The 20,598-nt window shown below is 67.5% G+C and carries 18 protein-coding genes and 1 tRNA gene; 9 read left to right on the top strand and 10 right to left on the bottom strand.

Annotated features, from left to right (window positions below):
• Positions 1-9: 9 nt before the first annotated feature.
• Both A5767_RS21380 and A5767_RS21375 read right to left on the bottom strand, forming a co-directional pair.
• Positions 10-1,008, bottom strand: a complete 999-nt coding sequence (locus A5767_RS21380; RefSeq protein ID WP_039584726.1) for an alpha/beta hydrolase — start codon at positions 1,006-1,008, stop codon at positions 10-12.
• Between the two features lie 175 nt (positions 1,009-1,183).
• The gene (locus A5767_RS21375) at positions 1,184-3,025 is read right to left on the bottom strand and encodes an NAD(P)/FAD-dependent oxidoreductase (protein WP_033097818.1); all 1,842 of its coding nucleotides are present in this window, start codon (positions 3,023-3,025) and stop codon (positions 1,184-1,186) included.
• 147 nt (positions 3,026-3,172) lie between these two features.
• On the opposite strand from A5767_RS21375, the gene A5767_RS21370 reads away from it, so the two are divergent.
• The 3 genes from A5767_RS21370 (at position 3,173) to A5767_RS21360 (ending at position 5,690) form a co-directional block, all read left to right on the top strand.
• Positions 3,173-4,435: a helix-turn-helix domain-containing protein gene (locus tag A5767_RS21370; RefSeq protein WP_019290322.1), complete on the top strand. Its 1,263-nt coding sequence runs from the start codon at positions 3,173-3,175 to the stop codon at positions 4,433-4,435.
• Positions 4,436-4,516: 81 nt separating this feature from the next.
• Positions 4,517-4,915 (top strand): flavodoxin domain-containing protein, encoded by a 399-nt coding sequence (locus tag A5767_RS21365; RefSeq protein WP_006553498.1) that lies wholly within the window; start codon positions 4,517-4,519, stop codon positions 4,913-4,915.
• 31 nt (positions 4,916-4,946) lie between these two features.
• The gene (locus A5767_RS21360; RefSeq protein ID WP_064853101.1) at positions 4,947-5,690 is read left to right on the top strand and encodes an MBL fold metallo-hydrolase; all 744 of its coding nucleotides are present in this window, start codon (positions 4,947-4,949) and stop codon (positions 5,688-5,690) included.
• Between the two features lie 245 nt (positions 5,691-5,935).
• On the opposite strand, the gene A5767_RS21355 is transcribed toward A5767_RS21360, so the two are convergent.
• A tRNA-Ser gene (locus tag A5767_RS21355) sits at positions 5,936-6,023 on the bottom strand.
• A gap of 51 nt (positions 6,024-6,074) precedes the next feature.
• Complete coding sequence (locus tag A5767_RS21350) at positions 6,075-6,545, bottom strand: MarR family winged helix-turn-helix transcriptional regulator (protein WP_033097821.1); 471 nt, start codon at positions 6,543-6,545, stop codon at positions 6,075-6,077.
• Positions 6,546-6,664: 119 nt separating this feature from the next.
• Here A5767_RS21350 and A5767_RS21345 point away from each other — a divergent pair, with 119 nt between their 5' ends.
• Entirely contained in the window at positions 6,665-7,651 is a 987-nt protein-coding gene (locus A5767_RS21345; protein ID WP_064853100.1) for an NAD(P)H-quinone oxidoreductase, read from the top strand.
• On the opposite strand, the gene A5767_RS21340 is transcribed toward A5767_RS21345, so the two are convergent.
• Positions 7,648-8,847 (bottom strand): cysteine desulfurase-like protein, encoded by a 1,200-nt coding sequence (locus A5767_RS21340; protein ID WP_006553481.1) that lies wholly within the window; start codon positions 8,845-8,847, stop codon positions 7,648-7,650. The two genes, A5767_RS21345 and A5767_RS21340, sit on opposite strands and share 4 nt — an antisense overlap.
• A 146-nt stretch (positions 8,848-8,993) precedes the next feature.
• Between A5767_RS21340 and A5767_RS21335 the strand changes: the two genes are divergently transcribed.
• The 3 genes from A5767_RS21335 to glfT1 all read left to right on the top strand — a co-directional run bounded on the left by A5767_RS21335 (position 8,994) and on the right by glfT1 (position 11,390).
• Positions 8,994-9,578, top strand: a complete 585-nt coding sequence (locus tag A5767_RS21335) for a bacterial proteasome activator family protein (protein ID WP_033097823.1) — start codon at positions 8,994-8,996, stop codon at positions 9,576-9,578.
• Positions 9,579-9,655: 77 nt separating this feature from the next.
• Positions 9,656-10,507, top strand: coding sequence for a galactan export ABC transporter ATP-binding subunit Wzt/RfbE (wzt, locus tag A5767_RS21330; protein ID WP_085989319.1), 852 nt, complete (start codon positions 9,656-9,658; stop codon positions 10,505-10,507).
• Entirely contained in the window at positions 10,500-11,390 is an 891-nt protein-coding gene (gene glfT1 / locus A5767_RS21325) for a galactofuranosyltransferase GlfT1 (RefSeq protein WP_016692663.1), read from the top strand. Before wzt ends, glfT1 begins: the two co-directional genes overlap by 8 nt.
• Positions 11,391-11,402: 12 nt before the next feature.
• Here the strand turns inward: glfT1 and A5767_RS21320 are convergent, their stop codons facing one another.
• The 3 genes from A5767_RS21320 to A5767_RS23860 are packed head-to-tail and all read right to left on the bottom strand — an operon-like array spanning position 11,403 to position 14,878.
• A complete protein-coding gene (locus A5767_RS21320) occupies positions 11,403-11,891 on the bottom strand; it encodes a hypothetical protein (protein WP_039584705.1) in 489 nt (162 codons plus the stop codon).
• Positions 11,888-14,347: a molybdopterin oxidoreductase family protein gene (locus A5767_RS21315; protein ID WP_064853099.1), complete on the bottom strand. Its 2,460-nt coding sequence runs from the start codon at positions 14,345-14,347 to the stop codon at positions 11,888-11,890. Before A5767_RS21315 ends, A5767_RS21320 begins: the two co-directional genes overlap by 4 nt.
• A gap of 60 nt (positions 14,348-14,407) precedes the next feature.
• Entirely contained in the window at positions 14,408-14,878 is a 471-nt protein-coding gene (locus A5767_RS23860; RefSeq protein ID WP_156665181.1) for a hypothetical protein, read from the bottom strand.
• Positions 14,879-15,103: 225 nt separating this feature from the next.
• Here A5767_RS23860 and A5767_RS21305 point away from each other — a divergent pair, with 225 nt between their 5' ends.
• Positions 15,104-16,885, top strand: coding sequence for an AMP-dependent synthetase/ligase (locus A5767_RS21305; protein ID WP_064853097.1), 1,782 nt, complete (start codon positions 15,104-15,106; stop codon positions 16,883-16,885).
• A 43-nt stretch (positions 16,886-16,928) separates the two neighbouring features.
• Here the strand turns inward: A5767_RS21305 and A5767_RS21300 are convergent, their stop codons facing one another.
• Both A5767_RS21300 and A5767_RS23215 read right to left on the bottom strand, forming a co-directional pair.
• Positions 16,929-19,421, bottom strand: coding sequence for a response regulator (locus tag A5767_RS21300; protein WP_064853096.1), 2,493 nt, complete (start codon positions 19,419-19,421; stop codon positions 16,929-16,931).
• A gap of 388 nt (positions 19,422-19,809) precedes the next feature.
• The gene (locus tag A5767_RS23215; RefSeq protein WP_156665180.1) at positions 19,810-19,977 is read right to left on the bottom strand and encodes a hypothetical protein; all 168 of its coding nucleotides are present in this window, start codon (positions 19,975-19,977) and stop codon (positions 19,810-19,812) included.
• 173 nt (positions 19,978-20,150) lie between these two features.
• Here A5767_RS23215 and A5767_RS21295 point away from each other — a divergent pair, with 173 nt between their 5' ends.
• Complete coding sequence (locus A5767_RS21295; RefSeq protein ID WP_006553472.1) at positions 20,151-20,564, top strand: DUF2628 domain-containing protein; 414 nt, start codon at positions 20,151-20,153, stop codon at positions 20,562-20,564.
• Positions 20,565-20,598 lie beyond the last annotated feature (34 nt).

The raw sequence follows: 20,598 nt of genomic DNA, 5'->3' as shown, positions 1-20,598 counted from the left end.
GACGCGCGATCAGCGGAGTCGGAGTGCGTCGGCGAGGGTCGGCCACGCGGCCTTGATGTCGTCCTGCCAGTAGCCCCACGAATGCGTGCCCCACGGGCGGTAGACGACCTGCGCGGGGATACCGAGTTCGCGGAGGCGACGGTCGTAGGTGACGGTGCACACGAAGGTGCCGATCTCGAGCGGCGCGCCGACGGTGAGCACGTCCTGGCCGGCGCCGAGATCGTGCGGGCCGAGCAGGCCGTTGCCGGTGCTGAGGAAGACCTCCTTGCCGCGCAGCTTCTCGGCGTGCAGGTAGGAGTCGTGCTCCTCCCATCGGGCGTCGTCGGGCGGTCCCCACATGTTGTCGGGGTTGCCGCCCTTGTACGCGACGGTTCCGCGGACGGTGTCGCGGGAGCGGTCGCTGGAGGTGTCGTAGCAACCGCTGAGCGCCGCGACTCCCTGGTAGAGGTCGGGATTGCGGGTGATCAGGGACATCGCCCCGGTGGCGCCCATCGACAGGCCCGCGACGGCGTTGGTGCCGTTGCCGTCGAACTCGGCGTCGATCAGCGGGGGTAGTTCCTCAGTCAGGAAGGTCTCCCACTTGTTGATCCCGAGCACGGGGTCGGGGTTGTTCCAGTCGGTGTAGTAGCTCGCGGTGCCACCCACGGGAAGGACGACGTTGGTGTTCTTGTCGGCGAAGAACTCCGCGATGTCGGTGCGTTGGGTCCACGTGCTCTCGCGGAATTCGGACTCCTCGCCGGCGCTGACGCCGTCGAGCAGGTAGAGGGTGGGGCGCGGCCCCGCCGAGGCCGGGTGCAGCACCTGCACCGGCACGACCCGGTTCATCGCGGCCGAGTGGACGAACAGCTTCGTCTGCCTGTCGCCGACCCGCTCGACATGGTCGATCCTGGCCGACACCGGCTGCACGTGCGCCGGTTGTGCATGGATCGGTTGGGCATGGGCGATCGTCGTGCCGGAGACCGGCACCATCAGGGCCACCGCTACAGCCGCCGCGCGTCTCTTCACCATCGAACTCCCCGTCCCCCGACGACCTGCAGTGATCTCACAGTCACTACCTGTACCCGGTCAAGCGGACCTGCACGCGACCCTAATATTCACCCTCCTATTCGTGACGAATCGGAGGATCCACGGCCGCGTCGCCCCCGCCGGGCGGCGGGAGCGACGCGTGGGAGAGCTGTGTCGGTCAGCGGAGGTGGTGCACCTCCTGCAACCCGTAGACCGGGGTCGGGAGGCCCTCGTAACGCGCCTTGAGTTGCAGCGCCAAGTAGAGCGAGTAGTGCCGCGACTGGTGCAGGTTGCCGCCGTGGAACCACAGGCCGTCCTGCTGCGTGGGCTTCCACATGTTGCGCTGCTCACCCTCCCAGGGGCCGGGGTCCTTGGTGGTGTCGGAGCCCAGGCCCCAGCACTTGCCCACCTTGTCGGCGACCTCCTGCGAGATCAGGTCGGCGACCCAGCCGTTCATCGAGCCGTAGCCGGTCGCGTAGACGACGAGATCGGCCTCGAGTTCGGTGCCGTCCTCGAGGATCACCGACGTCTCGGTGAGTTCGCGGACGTTGCCGTGGGCGAGCTTGATGTCGCCGTTCGCGACGAGTTCCGAGGCACCGACATCGATGTAGTAGCCGGATGCGCGACGCAGGTACTTCATGAACAGGCCCGAACCGTCGTCACCCCAGTCGTGCTGGAAGCCCGCCTTCTCGAGCCGGTCGTAGAACTCGGCGTCGCGTTCGCGGATCTTCTCGTAGATGGGGATCTGGAACTCGTGCATGATCCGGTACGGCAGGGACGCGAAGGTCAGGTCGGCCTTCTGGGTGGTGACGCCGGCGGCGAGGGCCCGCTCGGAGTACAGGTCGCCGAGACCGAGATCCATCAGCGAATCGGACCGGACGATGTGCGTCGACGAGCGCTGCACCATGGTGACGTCGGCGCCCACCTCCCACAGGGCACCGCAGATGTCGTGGGCACTGTTGTTGGCACCGATCACGACGGCCTTCTTGCCGGCGTAGGCGTCCGGACCCGGGTGGGCGCTGGAGTGGTGCTGCTCGCCGCGGAACAGGTCCATGCCGGGGAAGTCGGGGATGTTCGGCTTACCCGACATGCCGGTCGCGATGACGAGCTGCTTCGGCCGGAGGACCACCGGTTCGCCGTCGCGCAGGACGTTGACGGTCCATTCGCCCGTTGCCTCGTCGTAGCTCGCGGAGGTGCACTCCGACTTCGACCAGTAGGGGACCTCCATCACCTTCGTGTACATCTCGAGCCAGTCCGCGATCTTGTCCTTGGGCGCGAAGACCGGCCAGTTGTCGGGGAACGGCATGTACGGCAGGTGGTCGTACCAGACGGGGTCGTGCAGACACAGCGACTTGTAGCGGCTGCGCCACTGGTCGCCGGGACGGTCGTGCTTGTCGAGCACGATTGCGGGAACACCGAGCTGACGCAGGCGCGCACCGAGCGCGATACCGCCCTGACCACCACCGATGATCACGATGTAGGGCTGACGCGTGTAACCGAGTTCGCGTTCCTCGATCTCGCGCTGCTCCGACCACGTGACCCTCTGCTTGTCGGCGCCGTGCTTCGTGCCGCGGGGACGACGCGTGCCCTTGTTCTCCTCGTATCCCTTCAGCTCCTGCATCGTGGTCAGCAGCGTGAAGGCGCGGTCCTGGCCGCTCTCCTCGTCGCGCTTGAGACGCAGGTGGCCGACGCCGCGACCGACCGCGGTCTCGAACGCGATCCAGGCGCTGAGTACGCCGTCGTCGTCGCTCGCTGGTTCGGTGGTGCGGAAGCCGCTGGGATCGGTGTCGGCGAGTCGCGCGTGCAGCATGTCCGAGACGCCCTCGCGTCCCTCGACGGTCTTGAGGTTCCAGGTGAAGGCGACCAGGTCGCGCCAGAAGGAATCGGTGCCGAACAGGCCCGCAGCGGCGTCGACATCGCGCTGTGCGAGGGCGGTTTCGAAAGCTCGCAACCAGGCGTCGACGCGTTCGTCGGGCGTCGCGGTGCCGGAGGTCGTGGGCTTGTCGAGGGTGTCGGTCATGGTGAGTCCTTTCCCGTGGTGATGTGATCCAGGACACTCCTCGCGGCCGGTTCCCCGCAAGCGTTGCGTCACGTTGCACGGCGCCCCACTTGTGGCGCAGCACACATTTGCCACCTATGCTCCGAGGACGACGACGAAGAGGAGACCGTGACCACGTTCAGCGCGATCGCGCCCGGCACCGACCTGTCGCGCTACGCGCGCGAGTTGACGCGGATGCACGACGCGGTCATCGGCGGCGCCCGGTCACCCATGCGACCCCGTCCGCTCGTGTCCCGTTCGTGGCAGCGCGTGCTCGACGCGGGCCTCGATCCCACCGGCACCAACGAACGCAGCCGGCTGCCCGTCGCGGAGATCGAGCGACGTCGCCGCGCGTCCGCCCTCTCCGCGGTGATCGGCGATCTCGAGCAGGTCATCACACCCGTCGCCGACGCCTCGCATCTGCTGCTGGTGGTGACCGACGCCGACGGCGTGATCCTCTGGCGCAGCGGTTCGGCACCGATCCGGTCACGCGCCGACGCCCTCGGTTTCCAGGAGGGAACTGTGTGGACCGAGTCGACCGTCGGCACGAACGCCATCGGCACGGCGCTCGCGGAGGCCGCGCCCGTGCAGTTGTTCTCGGGTGAACACTTCGAGACGACCCAGCATCCCTGGTACTGCACCGCTGCGCCGATCCACGATCCGATCCGCGGCGACCTGCTGGGCATCGTCGACGTCAGCGGTCCCGCGCTGACCCTGCACCCGGCCATCATCGCCCTCGTCGACACCGCCGTCCGGCTCGCCGAAGCACAACTGTGGCGACGGCACGAGGTGCGACTCGAACGGCTGCGCACCGAGGCTGCTCCGTTGCTGTCGTCGACGCGGGGACCGGTGCTGCTCGTCGACGAGGACGGTTGGGTCGCGCACGCCTCCGGTATCGCCGCCGAGCGGGTCGCGGTTCCGCGGCACGCACGCCCACTGACCGTTCCCGGTATGGGACTGTGTGTGCCCGAGCGGCTTTCGCACGGCTGGCTGATCCGCGGCGCGGCCTCGTCGTCGCGCATGCGGATGGTGCTGCACGTGTCGTCGTCGCCCACAGTGGAGGTCTTCGGGGACGACGACTCGTGGCACAGCATCGTCACCGCACGTCAGGCCGAGATCCTGCTGTTGCTGCACGAGCGCGGCCCGGACGGCATGACGGTCGCAGCGCTCAGCCGGGCCCTCTACGGGGACGACGACCATGCCGTGTCGGTCCGCGCCGAGGTGTCGCGACTGCGACGCGCGATCGGGGACGTGATCGAGAGCAAGCCCTACCGGCTCGCCACCACCGTCGACCTGTCGCTGGATCTCGGTGCGGACGAACGCCTCGCCGACTCCGAGTTCGTCCGCCGGTCGGGGGCGCCGGGGGTGCGGGCACTCGGCGTCTACCGCTGACACGGCCGGGGGCATGTTTCCGCCCCTCGGGGACCGGGAACGCACCAGTGAACCCAAGTCGCCGAACATGCTGGAGACACAATGACCGTTCTCGTCGTCACGGACAGCCCCGAAGGTCCGGCACAGAAGATCGCCCGGCTCGTCGCCGACGCGCTGGGAGAGCGGGACATCGACGTCACCGTCGGTGACACCTCCGATCTCGAGCGGTCGGAAGAGTTCGAGGGCGTCGTCTTCGGAGGCGAGGTCGACGCCGGCGAGTACTCGCCCGACACCGTCGAACTGTTGTCGTCGCGGGCCTCCGGGCTGAGTCAGCAGCTCGTGTGGTTGTTCGCGGTGGGCGACGAAAGCACCGAGGACACAACAGATCTGGTGTCCGAACTCGCCGCGCTCGACTACCGGTCGTTCAGTCCGTCCGCAGGCGAGGACGAGGTGCGGTCGTGGGCCGCCTTCATCGCCGACGAGATCGACGGACACAGCTGAACCCGCACGTTCACCCGAGCGAAGGGCCGCCATGCTCCACACGGATGTCGCACCGGGCGTGCATCGCCTCGCGCACGCCGACGTCAACGTCTACCTGATCGAGGACGACGCCGGAGTGACCGTCGTCGACACGGGACTACCCGCGACCGCTGGTCGCATCGAAGAGGCGATTTCACGCATCGGTCGCCGGATCGACGACGTGCAGGGAGTCGTCCTCACGCACGCCCACTTCGATCACGTCGGGTCGGCGAAGCGGCTGCGTGAACGGTGGCGGGTTCCGGTATGGGCGCATCGCGACGAGAAGTTCCTCGCCGCCCACCCCTATCGTTACCAGCACGAACGCAACCGGCTGCTCTATCCCGTTCGATATCCCGCCTGCATCCCCGTTCTCGCCCGGATGACCGTGGCCGGTGCGCTGTGGGTGCGCGGGGTCCACGACGTGACGCTCTTCCAGGACTCCCAACCGCTCGACCTGCCGGGCCGCCCCGTCCCCCTGCACACACCCGGCCACACCTACGGGCATTGCGCGCTGCATCTCCCGGACCGCGACACCGTGATCGTCGGCGACGCCATCGTCACCCTCGATCCGTACACGGGCAGGCACGGTCCGCAGATCGTCTCGGGTGCGGCGACCGCCGACAGCAGGACGGCCCTCGCCTCGCTGGCGGCCATCGCCGGCACCGGCGCGAAGCACGTCCTCGTCGGCCACGGTGAGCCCTGGCACGACGGTGCGGCCGTGGCCGTGGAACGAGCGGTGGCCGCCGGACCGAGCTGACAGATGTGATCGGTCCACGGGAACCGGGGACATGCCCGCACTGCGCGGGCACACCGGCCGCATGAATGCTCTCGGTGCCACTCTTCTGACCGGCGTCGCCGACCCGAAGCTCGGGGCTTTCTCACGGTTCGACGGAAGCTGGGGACGAGGGGCGCACCTGGATCCTCGAGGAGAAGATGGTCGCCACCCGGCGGTAGAAACGAGAAGAGGCTCCGACTCCCTGACGGGTGCCGGAACCTCTTCCGTGGCGGAAGCGGAGGGATTTGAACCCCCGTTGGTGTTACCCAAGCTCGCTTTCAAGGCGAGTGCATTCGGCCGCTCTGCCACGCTTCCGTGGCAGATCCTAACCGCTCCGCGCAAGCAGGGCATAACCGATTCGCGACCTCAGCGGTCGGCCAGAGTGTGCTCGACGCGCGCGAAGACCCGCGCCAGCATGTCGAGCTCGTCGGCCGACAGCAGGTCGATGAGGTAGTTGCGCACGTCGTCGACGTGGGTGGGGGCGGCCTCCGCCAGACGCCGCCTGCCTTCGTCGGTGATGGTGGCGAGCACACCGCGACCGTCGTCGGGGCACGAGCTGCGCACGACCATCTTCTCCTGCTCCATCCGCCGGATCTGATGGGTGAGCCGGCTGCGTGAGGAGAGCACGCCGTCGGCGAGATCGCTCATGCGCAGGGCGCCGTCGGGGGCTTCGGAGAGCATGACCAGGATCCGATATTCCGCCAGCGACAGGTCGTGTCGGTCGTTGAGAGACCGACTGAGGGCGCTCATGAGACGGTTGTTGCCGTCCATGTAGAGACGCCAGGCCTCCTGCTCCTTTGCGGTCAGCCACTTGGGTTCGTCTCGTTCGCTGGTCACGCCGGGAGTGTAATGCCGACGGCCCGATCCGGTTACCGCACGGTAGCTTCGAGCAGGTGAGCGCGCGGCGAGCGGCGTGATCGTCTCCTCACTGCCCCGCACGCGATAGCGTCGAACACATGTATGCAATCGTCGCCACCGAACCCGGTGGTCCAGAAGTTCTCCGGTGGACCGAGCAGCCCGACCCGGACCTGCCTCCCGGGCACGTAATTCTCGATGTCGCGGCGACCGCGATCAACCGCGCCGACCTGCTGCAACGGCGCGGCCTCTACCCGCCGCCCCCGGGGGCGAGCGACATCCTGGGCCTCGAATGCTCCGGAGTGATCTCCGAACTCGGCGAGGGTGTGACGGGCTGGAACATCGGCGACAAGGTCTGTGCCCTCCTCACCGGTGGCGGTTACGCCGAGAAGGTCGCGGTCCCTGCCTCCCAGCTGCTGCCCGTCCCGAAGGGCATGGACATCGCGGTCGCCGCGTCGCTTCCCGAGATCGCGTGCACGGTGTGGTCGAACGTCGTGATGACCGCCGGCCTGAAGCGCGGCGACGTCCTGCTCGTCCACGGTGGCGGCGGAGGCATCGGCACACATGCCATCCAGGTGGGCAAGGCGCTCGGCGCGAAGGTGGCGGTGACGGCCTCGGCCGGCAAACTCGACCGCTGCCGCGAACTCGGCGCCGACCTGGCGATCGACTACCGCGAACAGGACTTCGTCTCCGAGGTGCGCACTGCCTTCGGTGGCGCCGACGTGGTGCTCGACAACATGGGTGCGAAGTACCTGTCCCGGAACATCGACGTCCTCGCTCCGGACGGACGGCTCGTCGTCATCGGCATGCAGGGTGGCACGAAGGGTGAACTGCACCTCGGCAAGTTGCTCGCCAAGCGCGGTCACGTCATCGCGACCGGTCTGCGCGGCCGTCCGGACTCGGGGCCGTCGGGCAAGAGCGCGATCATCGACTCCGTGCGCGCCGATCTGTGGCCGCTCATCGAGGAGGCGAAGGTCCATCCCGTCGTGCACGCCGAGCTGCCGATCACCGAGGCGGCACAGGCGCACGAACTGCTCGACAGCCCCGAGACCGTCGGGAAGGTCGTGCTGCGGATCGAACGGAACTAGAGGTTGCGGAGCTCACGGACGAGCTGATCGACCTCGAAGCTCGTGGTGTAGGGGGCGAGGCCGATGCTCACCGCTCCCCCTTCGTCGCTGACGCCGAGGGAGTCGAGGAGCCGGCTCGATCCGCGGGTGCTCGCCACCGTCGCGATGCGGCGGTCGGCAAGATGCGCGGCGACCTTCTCGGCCGGGACCCCGTCGACGGTGAAGCTGAGGGTGGGGACGCGGCTCGACGCGCGGCCGAGCACGATCACGCCGGTGAGACTGTCGAGCTGTCGCATCAGACGGTCGAACAGCACGTCCTGGTAGTTCTGCATCGAGCTGATCGAGATGTCGAGACGCTCGCGGCGCGAGCCGGTGGCGTCGTCGTCCAGTGAGGCCATGAAGTCGATGGACGCGGGGATACCGGCGAGCAGACCGAACTGGTGACCGCCCACCTCGAGGCGTTCGGCGCCGCGCGCGTGCGGGTTCAGCGACATGGCCGGAACCCGTTCGAGATGCGCGGGGTCGGAGAAGACGAGCGCACCGATCTGCGGGCCGCCCCACGAGGCGATGTCGACGGTGATGACGTCGGCGCCGAGATCGTCGATGTCGACGTGGGCGTAGGGGGCAGCGCCCGCGGCGTCGACGACCATGAGCCCACCGACCTCGTGGACGAGATCCGCGACGACCCGCACGTCGGGCGCGGTGCCGACGATCGACGACGCCGCGGTGAGCGCGACGAGCCGGGTGGTGGGCGTGACGAGTTCCTCGTACTGCCAGGTGGGCAGCTCGCACGTCTCGATCTCGACCTCGGCCCAGCGCACCTGCGCGCCGTAGCGGCTCGCGACCCGCAACCAGGGAGCGATGTTCGCCTCGTCGTCGAGCCGTGAGAGCACCATGCCGGTGCCGAGCCCGAGGCGGGAACTGAGTGCTTCGGCGAGCCAGGCGAGCAACACCGCGTGGCTCGGGCCCAGGACGACCCCGTCCGGATCGGCACCCACGAGTTCCGCGACCGCGACGCGCGCCTCCTGGAGGATCGCGGCGCTGCGACGTGACGACAGGTGCCGTCCGGTCGACGACGCGGCCGAGTTGCGGAAGGCAGTGGACACGGTGCGCGACACCACATCGGGGATCTGCATACCTGCCCGTGGATCGAGATGGATCCACCCGTCCCCGAGCGAGGGGATCAACCCCCGGATCCGGGCAACGTCGTAAGCCATGGCAGACACTCTAGGTCCCGATGTCAATGGGACGCGCCGTACCTGCACTCGGCGTTGCCCTCTCGGTAGGCTCGATCGGGGTACCCGGCACTCCGGGTCCCTCGGGTAACCGGGCACCCCCGAGGTGGGAAAGGGAGAATGGAGCCATGACACATCCGGACAACGACCAGGTTCTCGTGATCGGCCCCGACGGCCGGCCCATCCGTGTCTCCCGCGAGGAGGCGGCCCGCGTGGAGGCCGACGTCCGGCCGGAGGAGGAGAAGACCGAGAACGGCGGCGAATCCCTGGCCGACATGGTCGAGCAGCCGGCGAAGGTCATGCGGATCGGCACCATGATCAAACAGCTCCTCGAAGAGGTGAAGGCCGCGCCGCTCGACGACGCCAGCCGCACCCGGCTCAAGGACATCCACCTGTCGTCCATCCGCGAACTCGGTCAGGGCCTCGCCCCCGATCTGCGGGAGGAACTCGAGCGGCTCGCGCTGCCCTTCGGTGAGGACGCGGTGCCCTCCGACGCCGAGCTGCGCATCGCGCAGGCTCAGCTCGTCGGTTGGCTCGAAGGTCTGTTCCACGGCATCCAGACAGCGCTGTTCGCTCAGCAGATGGCGGCTCGTGCCCAGCTCGAGCAGATGCGTCAGGGAGCGCTTCCTCCCGGCGTCGCGCAGGGCGGTCGCGGCCAGAACGATCAATCGTTTCCCGGTCAGACCCACCCCGGAACCGGCCAGTACCTGTAGTCCCACCGGGTACGCCCCGGGACTCGGGTATCGGCGCGACGGGTACGCTCGGGTCCCGTGTCAGCGTCTGGAGCAGCATCGTGAGTCGGGTCAGCATCGAAACGCGCGGCGCGTGCGTCGACTTTCCCATCTTCGACGCCAAGACCCGGTCCTTGAAGAAGGCCTTCCTGGGTAAGGCGGGCGGGGCGATCGGCCGCAACGACTCCGATGTCGTGGTCGTCGAGGCTCTGCGCGACATCACGATGTCGTTGAAGGAAGGCGACCGCGTCGGGCTCGTCGGCCACAACGGTGCCGGCAAGTCCACGCTGCTGCGTCTGCTCTCCGGGATCTACGAGCCCACGCGCGGCCACGCTCGGGTGAAGGGTCGCGTCGCGCCGGTGTTCGACCTCGGCGTCGGCATGGACCCGGAGATCTCCGGCTACGAGAACATCATCATCCGCGGCATGTTCCTCGGGATGAGCCGCAAGCAGATGCTGGCCAAGGTCGACGAGATCGCGGACTTCACCGAACTCGGCGACTACCTCAACATGCCGCTGCGCACCTACTCGACCGGTATGCGGGTGCGTGTCGCGCTCGGCGTGGTCACCAGCATCGATCCCGAGATCCTGCTGCTCGACGAGGGCATCGGCGCGGTCGACGCGGAGTTCATGAAGAAGGCGCGGGTGCGTCTGCAGGATCTCGTCGCGCGCTCCGGCATCCTCGTGTTCGCCAGCCATTCGAACGAGTTCCTCGCCCAACTGTGCGACCAGGCGATGTGGATCGACCACGGCCAGATCCGCGAGCAGGGCGACATCGAGCACGTGGTGCGCGCCTACGAGGGCGACGAGGCCGGCGATCACGTGCGCACGATCCTCCACGAGCTCGAGCGTGAGCGGATCGCGAAGTCCGCCCCCGACGCCGCGGCCTCGACGGGTTCGAACGGTGGCTGACGAACGGATCATCGGCGTCGTCGTCACACACCGCCGACGCGAACTGCTGGCGGATTCGCTGAAAGTTCTTGCCTCGCAGTCCCGTCCGCTCGACCATCTCGTGGTGGTCGACAACGGCGACGAGGACGCGGTGCGTGAGCTCGTCGACGCGGTGGACCTGCCCACGAGTTATCTCGGCTCGAAGCACAATCTCGGTGGAGCAGGCGGCTTCGCCCTCGGCATCCTGTACGCGCTGTCGCTGGGAGCCGACCGGGTGTGGCTCGCCGACGACGACGGCCGCCCAGAGGGACCGGACGTGCTCGCGACGCTGCTCGACTGCGCGCAACGCAACGGCCTGGCCGAGGTGTCGCCGGTCGTGTGCGACATCGCGCAACCCGACCGCCTCGCCTTCCCGCTGCGTCGCGGTGTGGTGTGGCGGCGGTGGCGGCACGAACTCGGCGACGAGGACCTGTTGCCCGGCATCGCCTCGCTGTTCAACGGTGCGCTCTTCACCGCCGCGGCGATCGACGCGGTGGGTGTGCCCGACCTGCGCCTGTTCGTCCGTGGCGATGAGGTCGAGGTGCACCGGCGTCTCGTCCGCTCGGGACTGCCGTTCGGCACCTGCCTGCAGACGGCCTATCTGCACCCGGACGGTGCCGACGAGTTCAAGCCGATTCTCGGCGGCCGGATGCACACGCAGTATCCGGACAACGACACCAAGCGCTTCTTCACCTACCGCAACCGCGGCTACCTGCTGTCGCAGCCGGGACTGCGCCGGTTGCTGCCCCAGGAATGGGTGCGGTTCGGCTGGTACTTCCTGATCACGCGCCGCGACCCGGCCGGTCTGCGCGAGTGGATCCGGTTGCGCAGACTCGGGCGCGAGGAGAGATTCGAACGCCCCTGACGGTGCCGTCGCTCAGTCGGTGATGACCGTCTGCGCTGCGATCTCCTTGAGTTTCGCGTTCGCCCAGCGCAGTTGGCGCAGGGTCTGCGGATGGCAGCGTTCGGAGAGGGCGAGCAGTTCGCGGTCGCTCAGGGCCTGCGCCGTCTGGGCGAGGATCTCCCAGTCGAGTGAGACACCCGCCGCCCTGCGGTGCACGGTGCGCAGGTCCCGCAGCAGCAGGACACTCGGGGTGTGTCGGCGTCCGAGCATCTCGCTTCCCTTCCGCCGCACCTCAGCGAGCACCTCGTGGACGCCCTGAGGCTCGTCGTCGAGGTCGAGGTCGTAGTCGTGGCCGGCGCGGGCGAGTTCGCGCACATGCTGCTGCGACCAGCCGGCGATGTCACGCGCAACGTGGAAGATCTCGTGGTCGACCTTGTGCCGGTCCGCCGTGCGCAGCAGTTCGGTCGCCAGGTCGTTCTCCGAGCGGTGCAGTTCGCGGATCGCCAGGGAAACCTTGTTCATCGCGGTCCTCCGTCGTCGAGCGTCTCGGTGATCTCGGCGTCCGGCCCACCCGAGGTGGCGGGCACGCTGCCGGAGACCGGTGCCGAGGCGGTGGTGGTCGGTGCCGCGGACGGCCCGCCCTCGGCGACGGCGACCCGTTCGGCGCGCGCGGCGCCCGACTTGAACAGGGGTTGCTTCGACGCCGGGTCCCAGTCGGTGAAGGTCAGTTCGTTGGCCGCGCGCCCCTCGAGCGCCGGTTCGTGGCCCGCCGGGGTGTCCCAGTAGCCGTAGTGGAACGGCAGGAACAGCACCCCGTTCCGGATCCCGCTGATCCGCAACCGCGCGGTGACGTGCCCGCGCGGGGTGTCGATCCGCAGCAGGTCGCCCTCCGACCAGCCGTGCCGCTCGGCGTCGCCCGCCGACATCTCCACCCACACCTCCGGTGCCGCGCGTTGCAGTTGCGGGGCGCGGCCGGTCTTCGTGCGGGTGTGGAAGTGGTAGAGCGTGCGGCCGGTGGTGAGTAGATAGGGATACTCGTCGGAGACCGTCTCGTGCGGGGGAAGATACTCACCCGCCTTGATGATCGCCTTGCCGAAGGGGTTCAGCGCCCGGTACTCGGTGGGTTCGACCGGCGCTCCGGTGACCATGTCCCGTCCGTAGTTCTCGCAGTAGTCCGGTGCGGCCCAGAACTTTCCGCCCTCGTAGAGACGTTCGGTCCCGTCGGGTGCGTCGGCGTTGCACGGCCACTGGATTCCGCTTCCGCCACGTAGTTTTTCGTAGGTGATGCCCGTGTAGTCGCAGGGCCGCCCGGCCGTGCACTCCTTCCACGCCTCGAATGCCTCCTCGGGCGTGGACCACTTCACGAGCGGGTCTCCGTCCTTGTCACGCAGATCGATCCGGCGCGCGTAGTCGACGAAGATGTCGAGATCGGGTCTGGCCTGTCCGGGTGGTTCGACGGCCTTCTCCGACAGGTGCACGGTCCGGTCGGTGTTGGTGAACGTCCCGGTCTTCTCACCCCAGGTCGCAGCGGGCAGGACGACGTCGGCCAGCTGCGCGGTCTCCGACAGGAAGATGTCCTGCACAACGAGGAAAAGCCTGTCCAGGGAGAGGATCTCACGCACCCGGCGCAGTTCCGGCAGGGACACCGCCGGGTTCGTCCCGCTCACGTAGAGGAAGCGGATCGAGCCGTCCTCGACGTACCGCATCATCTGCATGAGGTGGGTGGGCGCGGTGTAGTGCGGGATCCGCATCGGATCGATGTTCCACACCCGGGCGAGGTCCTCGACGTGCGATTCGTTGGCCCAGTTGCGGAAGGCCGGCAGGTCGCCGTCGGCGCCGCATTCGCGGGTGTTCTGCGCGGTGGGCTGCCCATTCATCTGGAGGACTCCGCAACCGGGCCTACCGAGCATGCCGCGCACGAGATGGATGTTGTTCACCTGCACGGCAGCCGCGGTGGCCTGATGGGACTGGTAGAAGCCCTGCAGGACCGTCGAGAGCAGCCGCTCCGCCGTGCCGAGCAGTCGAGCGGTCTCCCGCAGATCCTCGATGGGGACGTCGCAAGTCTCGGCGGCCTTCTCGAGGGGATAGTCGTCGAGTTGGGTGCGCAGTTCGTCGAATCCGACGGTGTGGTCCTCGATGTATTTCTCATCGATCCACCCGCGTCGCAGGATCTCGTGCAACAGCCCGTTCATGAGGACGACGTTGGTGCCCGGGCGCGGGGCGAGGTGCACCGTCGCGGCCCGCGCGACCGGCGTCCGCCGCGGATCCACACAGATCACGGCCGGCGGATTCGGTCCGGCGAGCCGATCGAGGACCCGCGTCCATGTCACCGTCTGCGTCTCGGCCATGTTGTGTCCGTAGAGCGCGATGACGTCGGCATGATCGATGTCGGTGTAGGAGCCGGGCTGGCCGTCGCACCCGAAGGACTGTTTGAGGGCGGCAGCCGCCGTCGCTGTGCACAGCCTCGTGTTGCCGTCCATGTGGTTGGTGCCGATGCCACCGTGACCGATGAGCGCGAGGGTGTAGTACTCCTCCAGGAACAGCTGCCCGGTGGTGTAGAAGCCGACCGAACTGGGGCCGCGCTCGTCGAGCAGTTGTTTCGTGCGACCGGCAACGGCATCCATCGCGGTGTCCCAGTCGGTCTCGACGAGTTTGCCGTCGCGGCGGATCAACGGCACGGTGAGCCGGTCTTCCGAGTGGTTCGCCTGCCAGCCGAACAGATCCTTGGGGTCGAGCCGCCCGTGGTTGACCCGGTCGACGGCGCGTCCGCGCACCCCCACCATGCGTCCGTCCTTGACGGCGATGTCGAGGCCGTCGCCGTTGGAATGCAGGATGGTCGCCGACTGCACCCATCTGTCGACATCGTCCTCGGTCAGTCCGTCGGCGAGATAGGTGTCGACGCGGGTGGGCCAGCGTTGCCCGCGTCCGTAGGGTGTGCGCGAACCCCACGGATCCGCGATGCGATCCACGGTGGTCATGTTCCCGGCAGTACCCGGGGTGGGAGTGCTCAAACGTTGCACCCCCACACGACCGGACCTTCAGTTCCTCGCAGCGACGATGATGGCGTGGATGATCCATACCGGCAGCCACGCGCCGCACGTGATCAATGTGAGGACGAGATGCAGGAGATGGGGGCAGTCCGCGCGTTTCACATTATTGACGGTGACCTGCTGGATCGGCGCGAACGGCTGCGGGGGCGGGTACGCAGACTGCGGATGCCCGTGGAACTGCTGATGCGCGTAATTCTGTGGCGGGTACTGCTGTTGCGCGTGCGGATACGGCTGCTGATTCTGCTGCTGTGCATACAGGTTCTGCTGGTGCTCGGCGGCTCTCCGTTGCTGTTCTTCGAGCGCGATCTGCTGATGGTGGTCTCGAAGACGCTGAGCTTCGGCCTCGCGCTCCTGCTCTTCCTTCCAGGCGCGAAGACGGTTCAACTCCTCGAGTTCCCCTGGCTCGAGATCCCTCTGGTACTTCGGTTGCGGTTCCCAGTTTCCTGCCGGTCCGGTCATCGGTGGTTCCTCTCCCCTCGCCGGTTCCACGAAACCGGAACGAACGTCAAATAGGTCGAATCGTACAGACAGGAGTCACTACAGCCGAGATCTGACTCTGCCTGTTCCTCAGTCCATCCCATCAGGACACGCGCGCGAAATCTCGGAACACAATCCGGCAGATCCGACCGCGGATGTACGCACTTCGTCCTACACTTTCGCCACCCTCGACCTCGGGAGCCAGTGATGACCCCTCGTGCCACCTCACCGTCGACCCTCTGCGAAGCCTTCCAGACCACCGCCGCGGCGTACCCCGACAAGGTCGCGCTGCGCACCCCCGACGACTCCGTCTCCTACACCTGGCGTCAGTACGCGCAGCGCGTCGAACGCCTCGCCGCCGGACTCGCCGGGCTCGGCGTGAACCGCGGGGACACCGTCGGCCTCATGCTCACCAACCGGCCCGAATTCCACCTTCTCGACACCGCCGCGATCCACCTCGGCGCGGCGCCGTTCTCGATCTACAACTCGCTGACCGCCGAACAGATCTCGTACGTGCTCGGCAACGCCGGCAACCACGTGATGATCGCCGAGGAACAGTTCGTCCCCGTCCTGCGGCAGGCGATCGGCGACACGAAGGTCGAGCACCTGGTGTGCATCGACGGCAAACCGGAAGGCACCATCTCCCTCGACGACCTCGAGGCCGCCACCGATCCGTCCTTCGACTTCGAGGCCTCGTGGAAGGCCGTGCAACCGCCCGACCTGCTGACCCTCATCTACACCTCGGGCACCACAGGCCCGCCGAAGGGTGTCGAACTCACCCACGCCAACCTGCTCGCCGAACTCGAAGCGACGAGCTCGTATCTGCCCATCGGTCCGGACGACCGGATCCTGTCGTATCTGCCCGACGCGCACATCGCCAACCGCTGGGGCTCGCACTACTCGAGCCTGTACAGCGGCATGCAGATCACCACACTCGACGACCTCAAGCAGGCCATCACCGTGCTACCGAGCCTGCGGCCGACGCTCTTCGGCGCCGTCCCCCAGGTCTGGTACAAGCTCAAGGCCGCGATCGACAAGACCCTCGCCGAGGAGTCGAGCCCGATCAAGAAGAAGCTCGCACTGTGGGCGATCGACGTCGGACGCAAGCGCGCCCGGCTGCAGTCCGACGGCAAACCGGTCCCCCGGTCCCTCGAGGTGCAGCACGCGGTGGCCGACAGGCTGGTGCTGTCCGCGATCCGCGGCAAGCTCGGTCTCGACCAGGTCCGCGCCGCCGTCACCGGCGCCGCGGCGATCTCGCCGGAGGTCCTCGAGTTCGTTCTCGCCCTCGGCATTCCGTGCTCCGAGGTGTGGGGCATGTCGGAGACCTCGTGCGTGGTCACGATGAACCGGCCGGGCGCCATCCGCATCGGTACCGTCGGCCAGGCCGTGCCGTGCGCGCAGATCAGGATCGCCGAAGACGGCGAACTGCTCGTCTCGGGTCCGCTGCTCATGAAGGGCTACCGCAACGACCCCGAGAAGACTGCCGACGCAATCGATTCCGACGGCTGGTTGCACACCGGCGACATCGGTGAGATCGACGCGGACGGTTACCTACGGTTGATCGACCGGAAGAAGGAGATCATCGTCAACGCGGCGGGGAAGAACATGTCGCCCACCAACATCGAAGGCGCCCTGCGTGCCGCGTGCCCGATGCTCGGTGGCGCCGTCGCCATCGGCAACGACCGCCCCTACAACGTCGCCCTGCTCGCACTCGACCCCGACGCCCTGGCCGTCTTCGCCGAACAGCACGGTCTCAGCGGCACCCACGAGGAACTCACCCGGCATCGGGTGGTCCTCGAATCGATCGCGAAGTCGGTCGAGGAGGCGAACAGCAAGCTGTCGCGGGTCGAGCAGATCAAGAAGTACACGGTGCTGCCGACGATCTGGGAACCCTCCGGCGACGAACTGACCCCGACGATGAAGCTCAAGCGCAAGCCCATCGATGCCAAATACGCGGAGGAGATCGACAAGTTGTACGCGGGAGCCTGATCCGTCACCGCGCCGACCGGTTCGCAGGACCGTTGATCGCGCCCTACCTCGACGAATCGCTGAGCGAGACGGTGTAGTCGCCGACGATCTGCTCAGCGATCTCACGCACCTTGACGTTGCGGTGCTGGGAGAAGGCGACGAGCTTGTCGAAGGCCGCGTCGGCATCGCACTTGAACGTAGCCATCATCAATCCGACGGCCTTGCTCAGCGCCGAACGGGTCTCCAACGCCGTCTTCAACTGGTCGGATTCACGTTCCCGCGCGACGAGCATCTGCTCACGCAGCCACGACAATTCGAGGTTCACGCGAACGCGGGCGACGAGTTCATCGGGGTGGAACGGTTTGGTGATGTAGTCGTCGGCGCCGGTGCGCAGACCACCGATCGTGGCCTCCGCGCCGGCACGTGCCGTCAGGAGGATGACCGGCAGACGGGAGGTCGCCGGGTCGCGGCGGATCTCCTCGAGCAGCTCCACCCCGTCCCGCCCGGGAAGCATGATATCGCTCAGCACGAGATGCGGCGGTCGCGATCGGATTCGCTCGAGTGCGGTATCGCTGTCCTCCACCGCATCCACGTGCCAACTCTGGCGACGCAACAACTGCGTCAGATAGTCACGCATGTCCGCGTTGTCCTCGATCACGAGGATCCGCGGTAACGAATCCACATCCTCTCCCTGCGCGTATGATTCGTCCTCGTCGAGAGTGACCCTGTCCCACTGTTGCGCTTCGCCGACGTACATGGCGCCCAGATCCCCCGGAACGGTTCCGGCCGGAGACTCCGACGTCGGGTCGAGGACGCGGGGAACGGACACGGTGAAGGTGCTGCCGCGTCCGAGTTCACTGGACACGGTTACCTCTCCCCCGAGCGCGTGGACCCAGTCCGAGACGAGGGACAGACCCAGCCCGATCCCTTCCCGGCTGCGTCCGCCGGCGCTCTCGACGCGATGGAACCGTTCGAAGACGCGGGCGAGTTCCGACTCCGGAATGCCGAGACCCGTATCGGCGACCTTCAGGACCAGTCGATCGCCCTCGACGTCCAGATCCACCTCGACCGACCCCGAAGGGGTGTACTTGATCGCGTTCGAGAGCAGGTTCAGCACGATGTGGGCCCACGTCTGGGGATCGAGCCGGGTTTGCTCGGCCGCCGCGTCGGCGATCCGGCTGCGCAGGTCCAGGCCCGCGCGGTGCGCCACGTCGGCGAACAGGTCCACACATTCGGCCGTGAGCGCCGCCGGATCGGTCGGTTCCAGGGACTTCCTCGACGGGTCGGTCTCGGCACGCGTCGCTTCGAGCAGTGCGTCGACAAGTCGCCGCAATCGGATCGCGGCGCGCTGGGAGGCCTCCAGCGATTGCCGCTGCGCCTCCGTCAACGTCGTGGCCTCGTCGAGCACACTCTGCAACGGGCCGAGGAGCAGCGTGAGCGGCGTGCGGAACTCGTGGCTGATCGATTCGAAGAACCGCGTCTTGGCGGCGTCCAGCGCCGCGAACGCATCGGCCCGGCGACGCTCGGCATCCATCGCCGACGCATCGCGCAGCAGCCCCGAAATCTTCGTGACCACGAGGTCGACGAAGGTCGAGTACGCGGCGTCGAACACCCGGTACGGACTCAGTCCGACGGCGAGGACACCGAGCGGGAAGTCGTGTCCCGACGCCGTCAACGGCACGAGGAGGAGGGTGCCGATCGGATGGTCGCCGAGGGCCCGCTGCGGGTCGAGCAGATCCGGGGAACGCTCGGCGACGCCGGAGACGACGAAGGGTTCGGAGGCCCTGGCGGCCTTCGACAGCAGCTGGTCCTCATCCGGTCCGAGCAGGGCACCCGAGAAGCCGGGCTTCGTCCCCATTACGGCGAGCTGCTTCCAGTTCGGTTGCGGATCATCGGGATCCACCACCCGGCTGTCGAGGAACAGCGCGGCCAGGGGAATGTCCTGATGGCTCGGAGCGAGCGCGTCCAGCGCGTTCCGGCACGTGTCGATCACCGACAGGCCCGAATCGGTGATCGCCACCGTACCCAGGCGGCTCAGAGCCTCCAGACGACGCTCACCGAGTACCCGTGAGGTGACGTCGGTGGTCGCGACGAAGACCCCCGCGACCTTGCCGGACTCGTCGCGGATCGGGCTGTAGGAGAAGGTCCAGTAGGTTTCTTCCTCGTAGCCGTGGCGCTGCATGAACAGCAGTTCTTCCTCGGCGAAGGTGGCGGTGCCCGCCATCGCCCGTTCGACGCGCGCGCCCACCTCGTCCCACACCTCGTGCCAGCATTCCGGCGCCGGTTGCGCGACCGCCGCGGGGTACTTGTCGCCGAGGACGGGGATGATCGCGTCGTTGAAAATCTGCACCAGCTGCGGCCCCCACCACAGGAGCATCGGCACCTCGGACGGCAATACCGTCCGCACTGCCATGCGCAGTTCCGCCGGCCAGGACTCCACCGGCCCCAGAGGGGTGGCCGACCAGTCGGTCTTCCGAAACCGTTCCAGGCATTCTCCCGGCCCCGCGAACAAGCGTTCCGCCGACCACGCCTCTCCCGACTCGGCTGTCGCCCTCATGCCCCGTCACTCCCATCTCCGGTACGTCCCGCCCGCCGTCATTCTCCCCCGATATCGCGCAGAACGACGCCACATGGAGGACATGCGTCCTCCTTTCCCCAGGTGGGCGGCATGGGTGGAAATGGTGGTACGTCGGCGGACGCTGGGAACAGTGAAGGCGGCGGCTTCGGCGTCGGGGCCCGACCCGCCGGCGCCTACGTCATCAGCGGTGGGAACGTGTCGGGCGACCCGCCGTGGACGTCAACCGTCTGGTGCGCTCGATCGCGGGGGGTGGTGATCACCTTCCTGATCACGCGCACTGTCGTCGACCGTCCGCCGAGTCGAACCGTTGGTGTAGTACAGGACCGACCGTTGCCCGTATTGCGCTTCCGGACGGTCCCGTAGAACTTCACCGATGGCGGCCTGCCTGCACTTCCTTCGACGCGCGCTCGGCCTCCACCACAACTGAGGGCGAACCCTCGGCGCGCTCGTCGCCGGTGCATGGCTCGGCGAGACGCAGCAGGTGCAGATACAACCGACGTCGGAACTGTACGAGTGGCTGGGCGACTCCGGCCATATGGACGACGGCGCCTGACGAGGAGCCGAGCGAGTCCGACGTTGTGTGCGAGGAAACGCCGAGAACTCGACAACAACGTCGGACTCGATTGCACCCGATCGTGTTTCCCGCGTGACAGATGTGCATACTGTTGCGGGTCGTTCAGGGGGAACGACCGCGACGATCGGGGGATCATGACCGACCTCAGCATGCCCGCAGCCGGCTCCGACAGGTTCGAGGGTCTGAGCGAGACGTGGCGGTTCCGCTTCGAATTCTTCGCCGCATACGGCGTCCCGGGATCGCTGAAGACGTCTCCCGAATACACCGCGGCCTTCCGCGCCCTGCCGCTGCGGCAGCGCATGAAGCTGAACATGAATCTGCTCGGGTTCCTGTTCGGCATCTTTTATCTGCTGTATCTACGGTTGTGGAAGAAGGCGCTGGTGGTGTTCGGCGTCGGCCTCATGCTGGGTCTCCTCGTCGTCGCGCTGGCGCTGCCCTCGACCGTCGACACCGCTCTCACACTCGGCCTGTGGCTCTACGCCGCGAGTCGCGTGAACGTCTACCACTACGAGAACCGGGTACTCGGCCGTCAGACGTGGGGCCTGTAGCCCCGGCTCCGGCGTGCACTTCTCGTCGTGAATA

It is taken from the genome of Rhodococcus sp. 852002-51564_SCH6189132-a, from assembly GCF_001665495.1.
Taxonomy (GTDB): Bacteria; Actinomycetota; Actinomycetes; order Mycobacteriales; family Mycobacteriaceae; genus Rhodococcus; species Rhodococcus pyridinivorans.
Note: the sequence above shows the minus strand (reverse complement) of the source record. Positions and strands in the feature narration are given on the sequence as shown.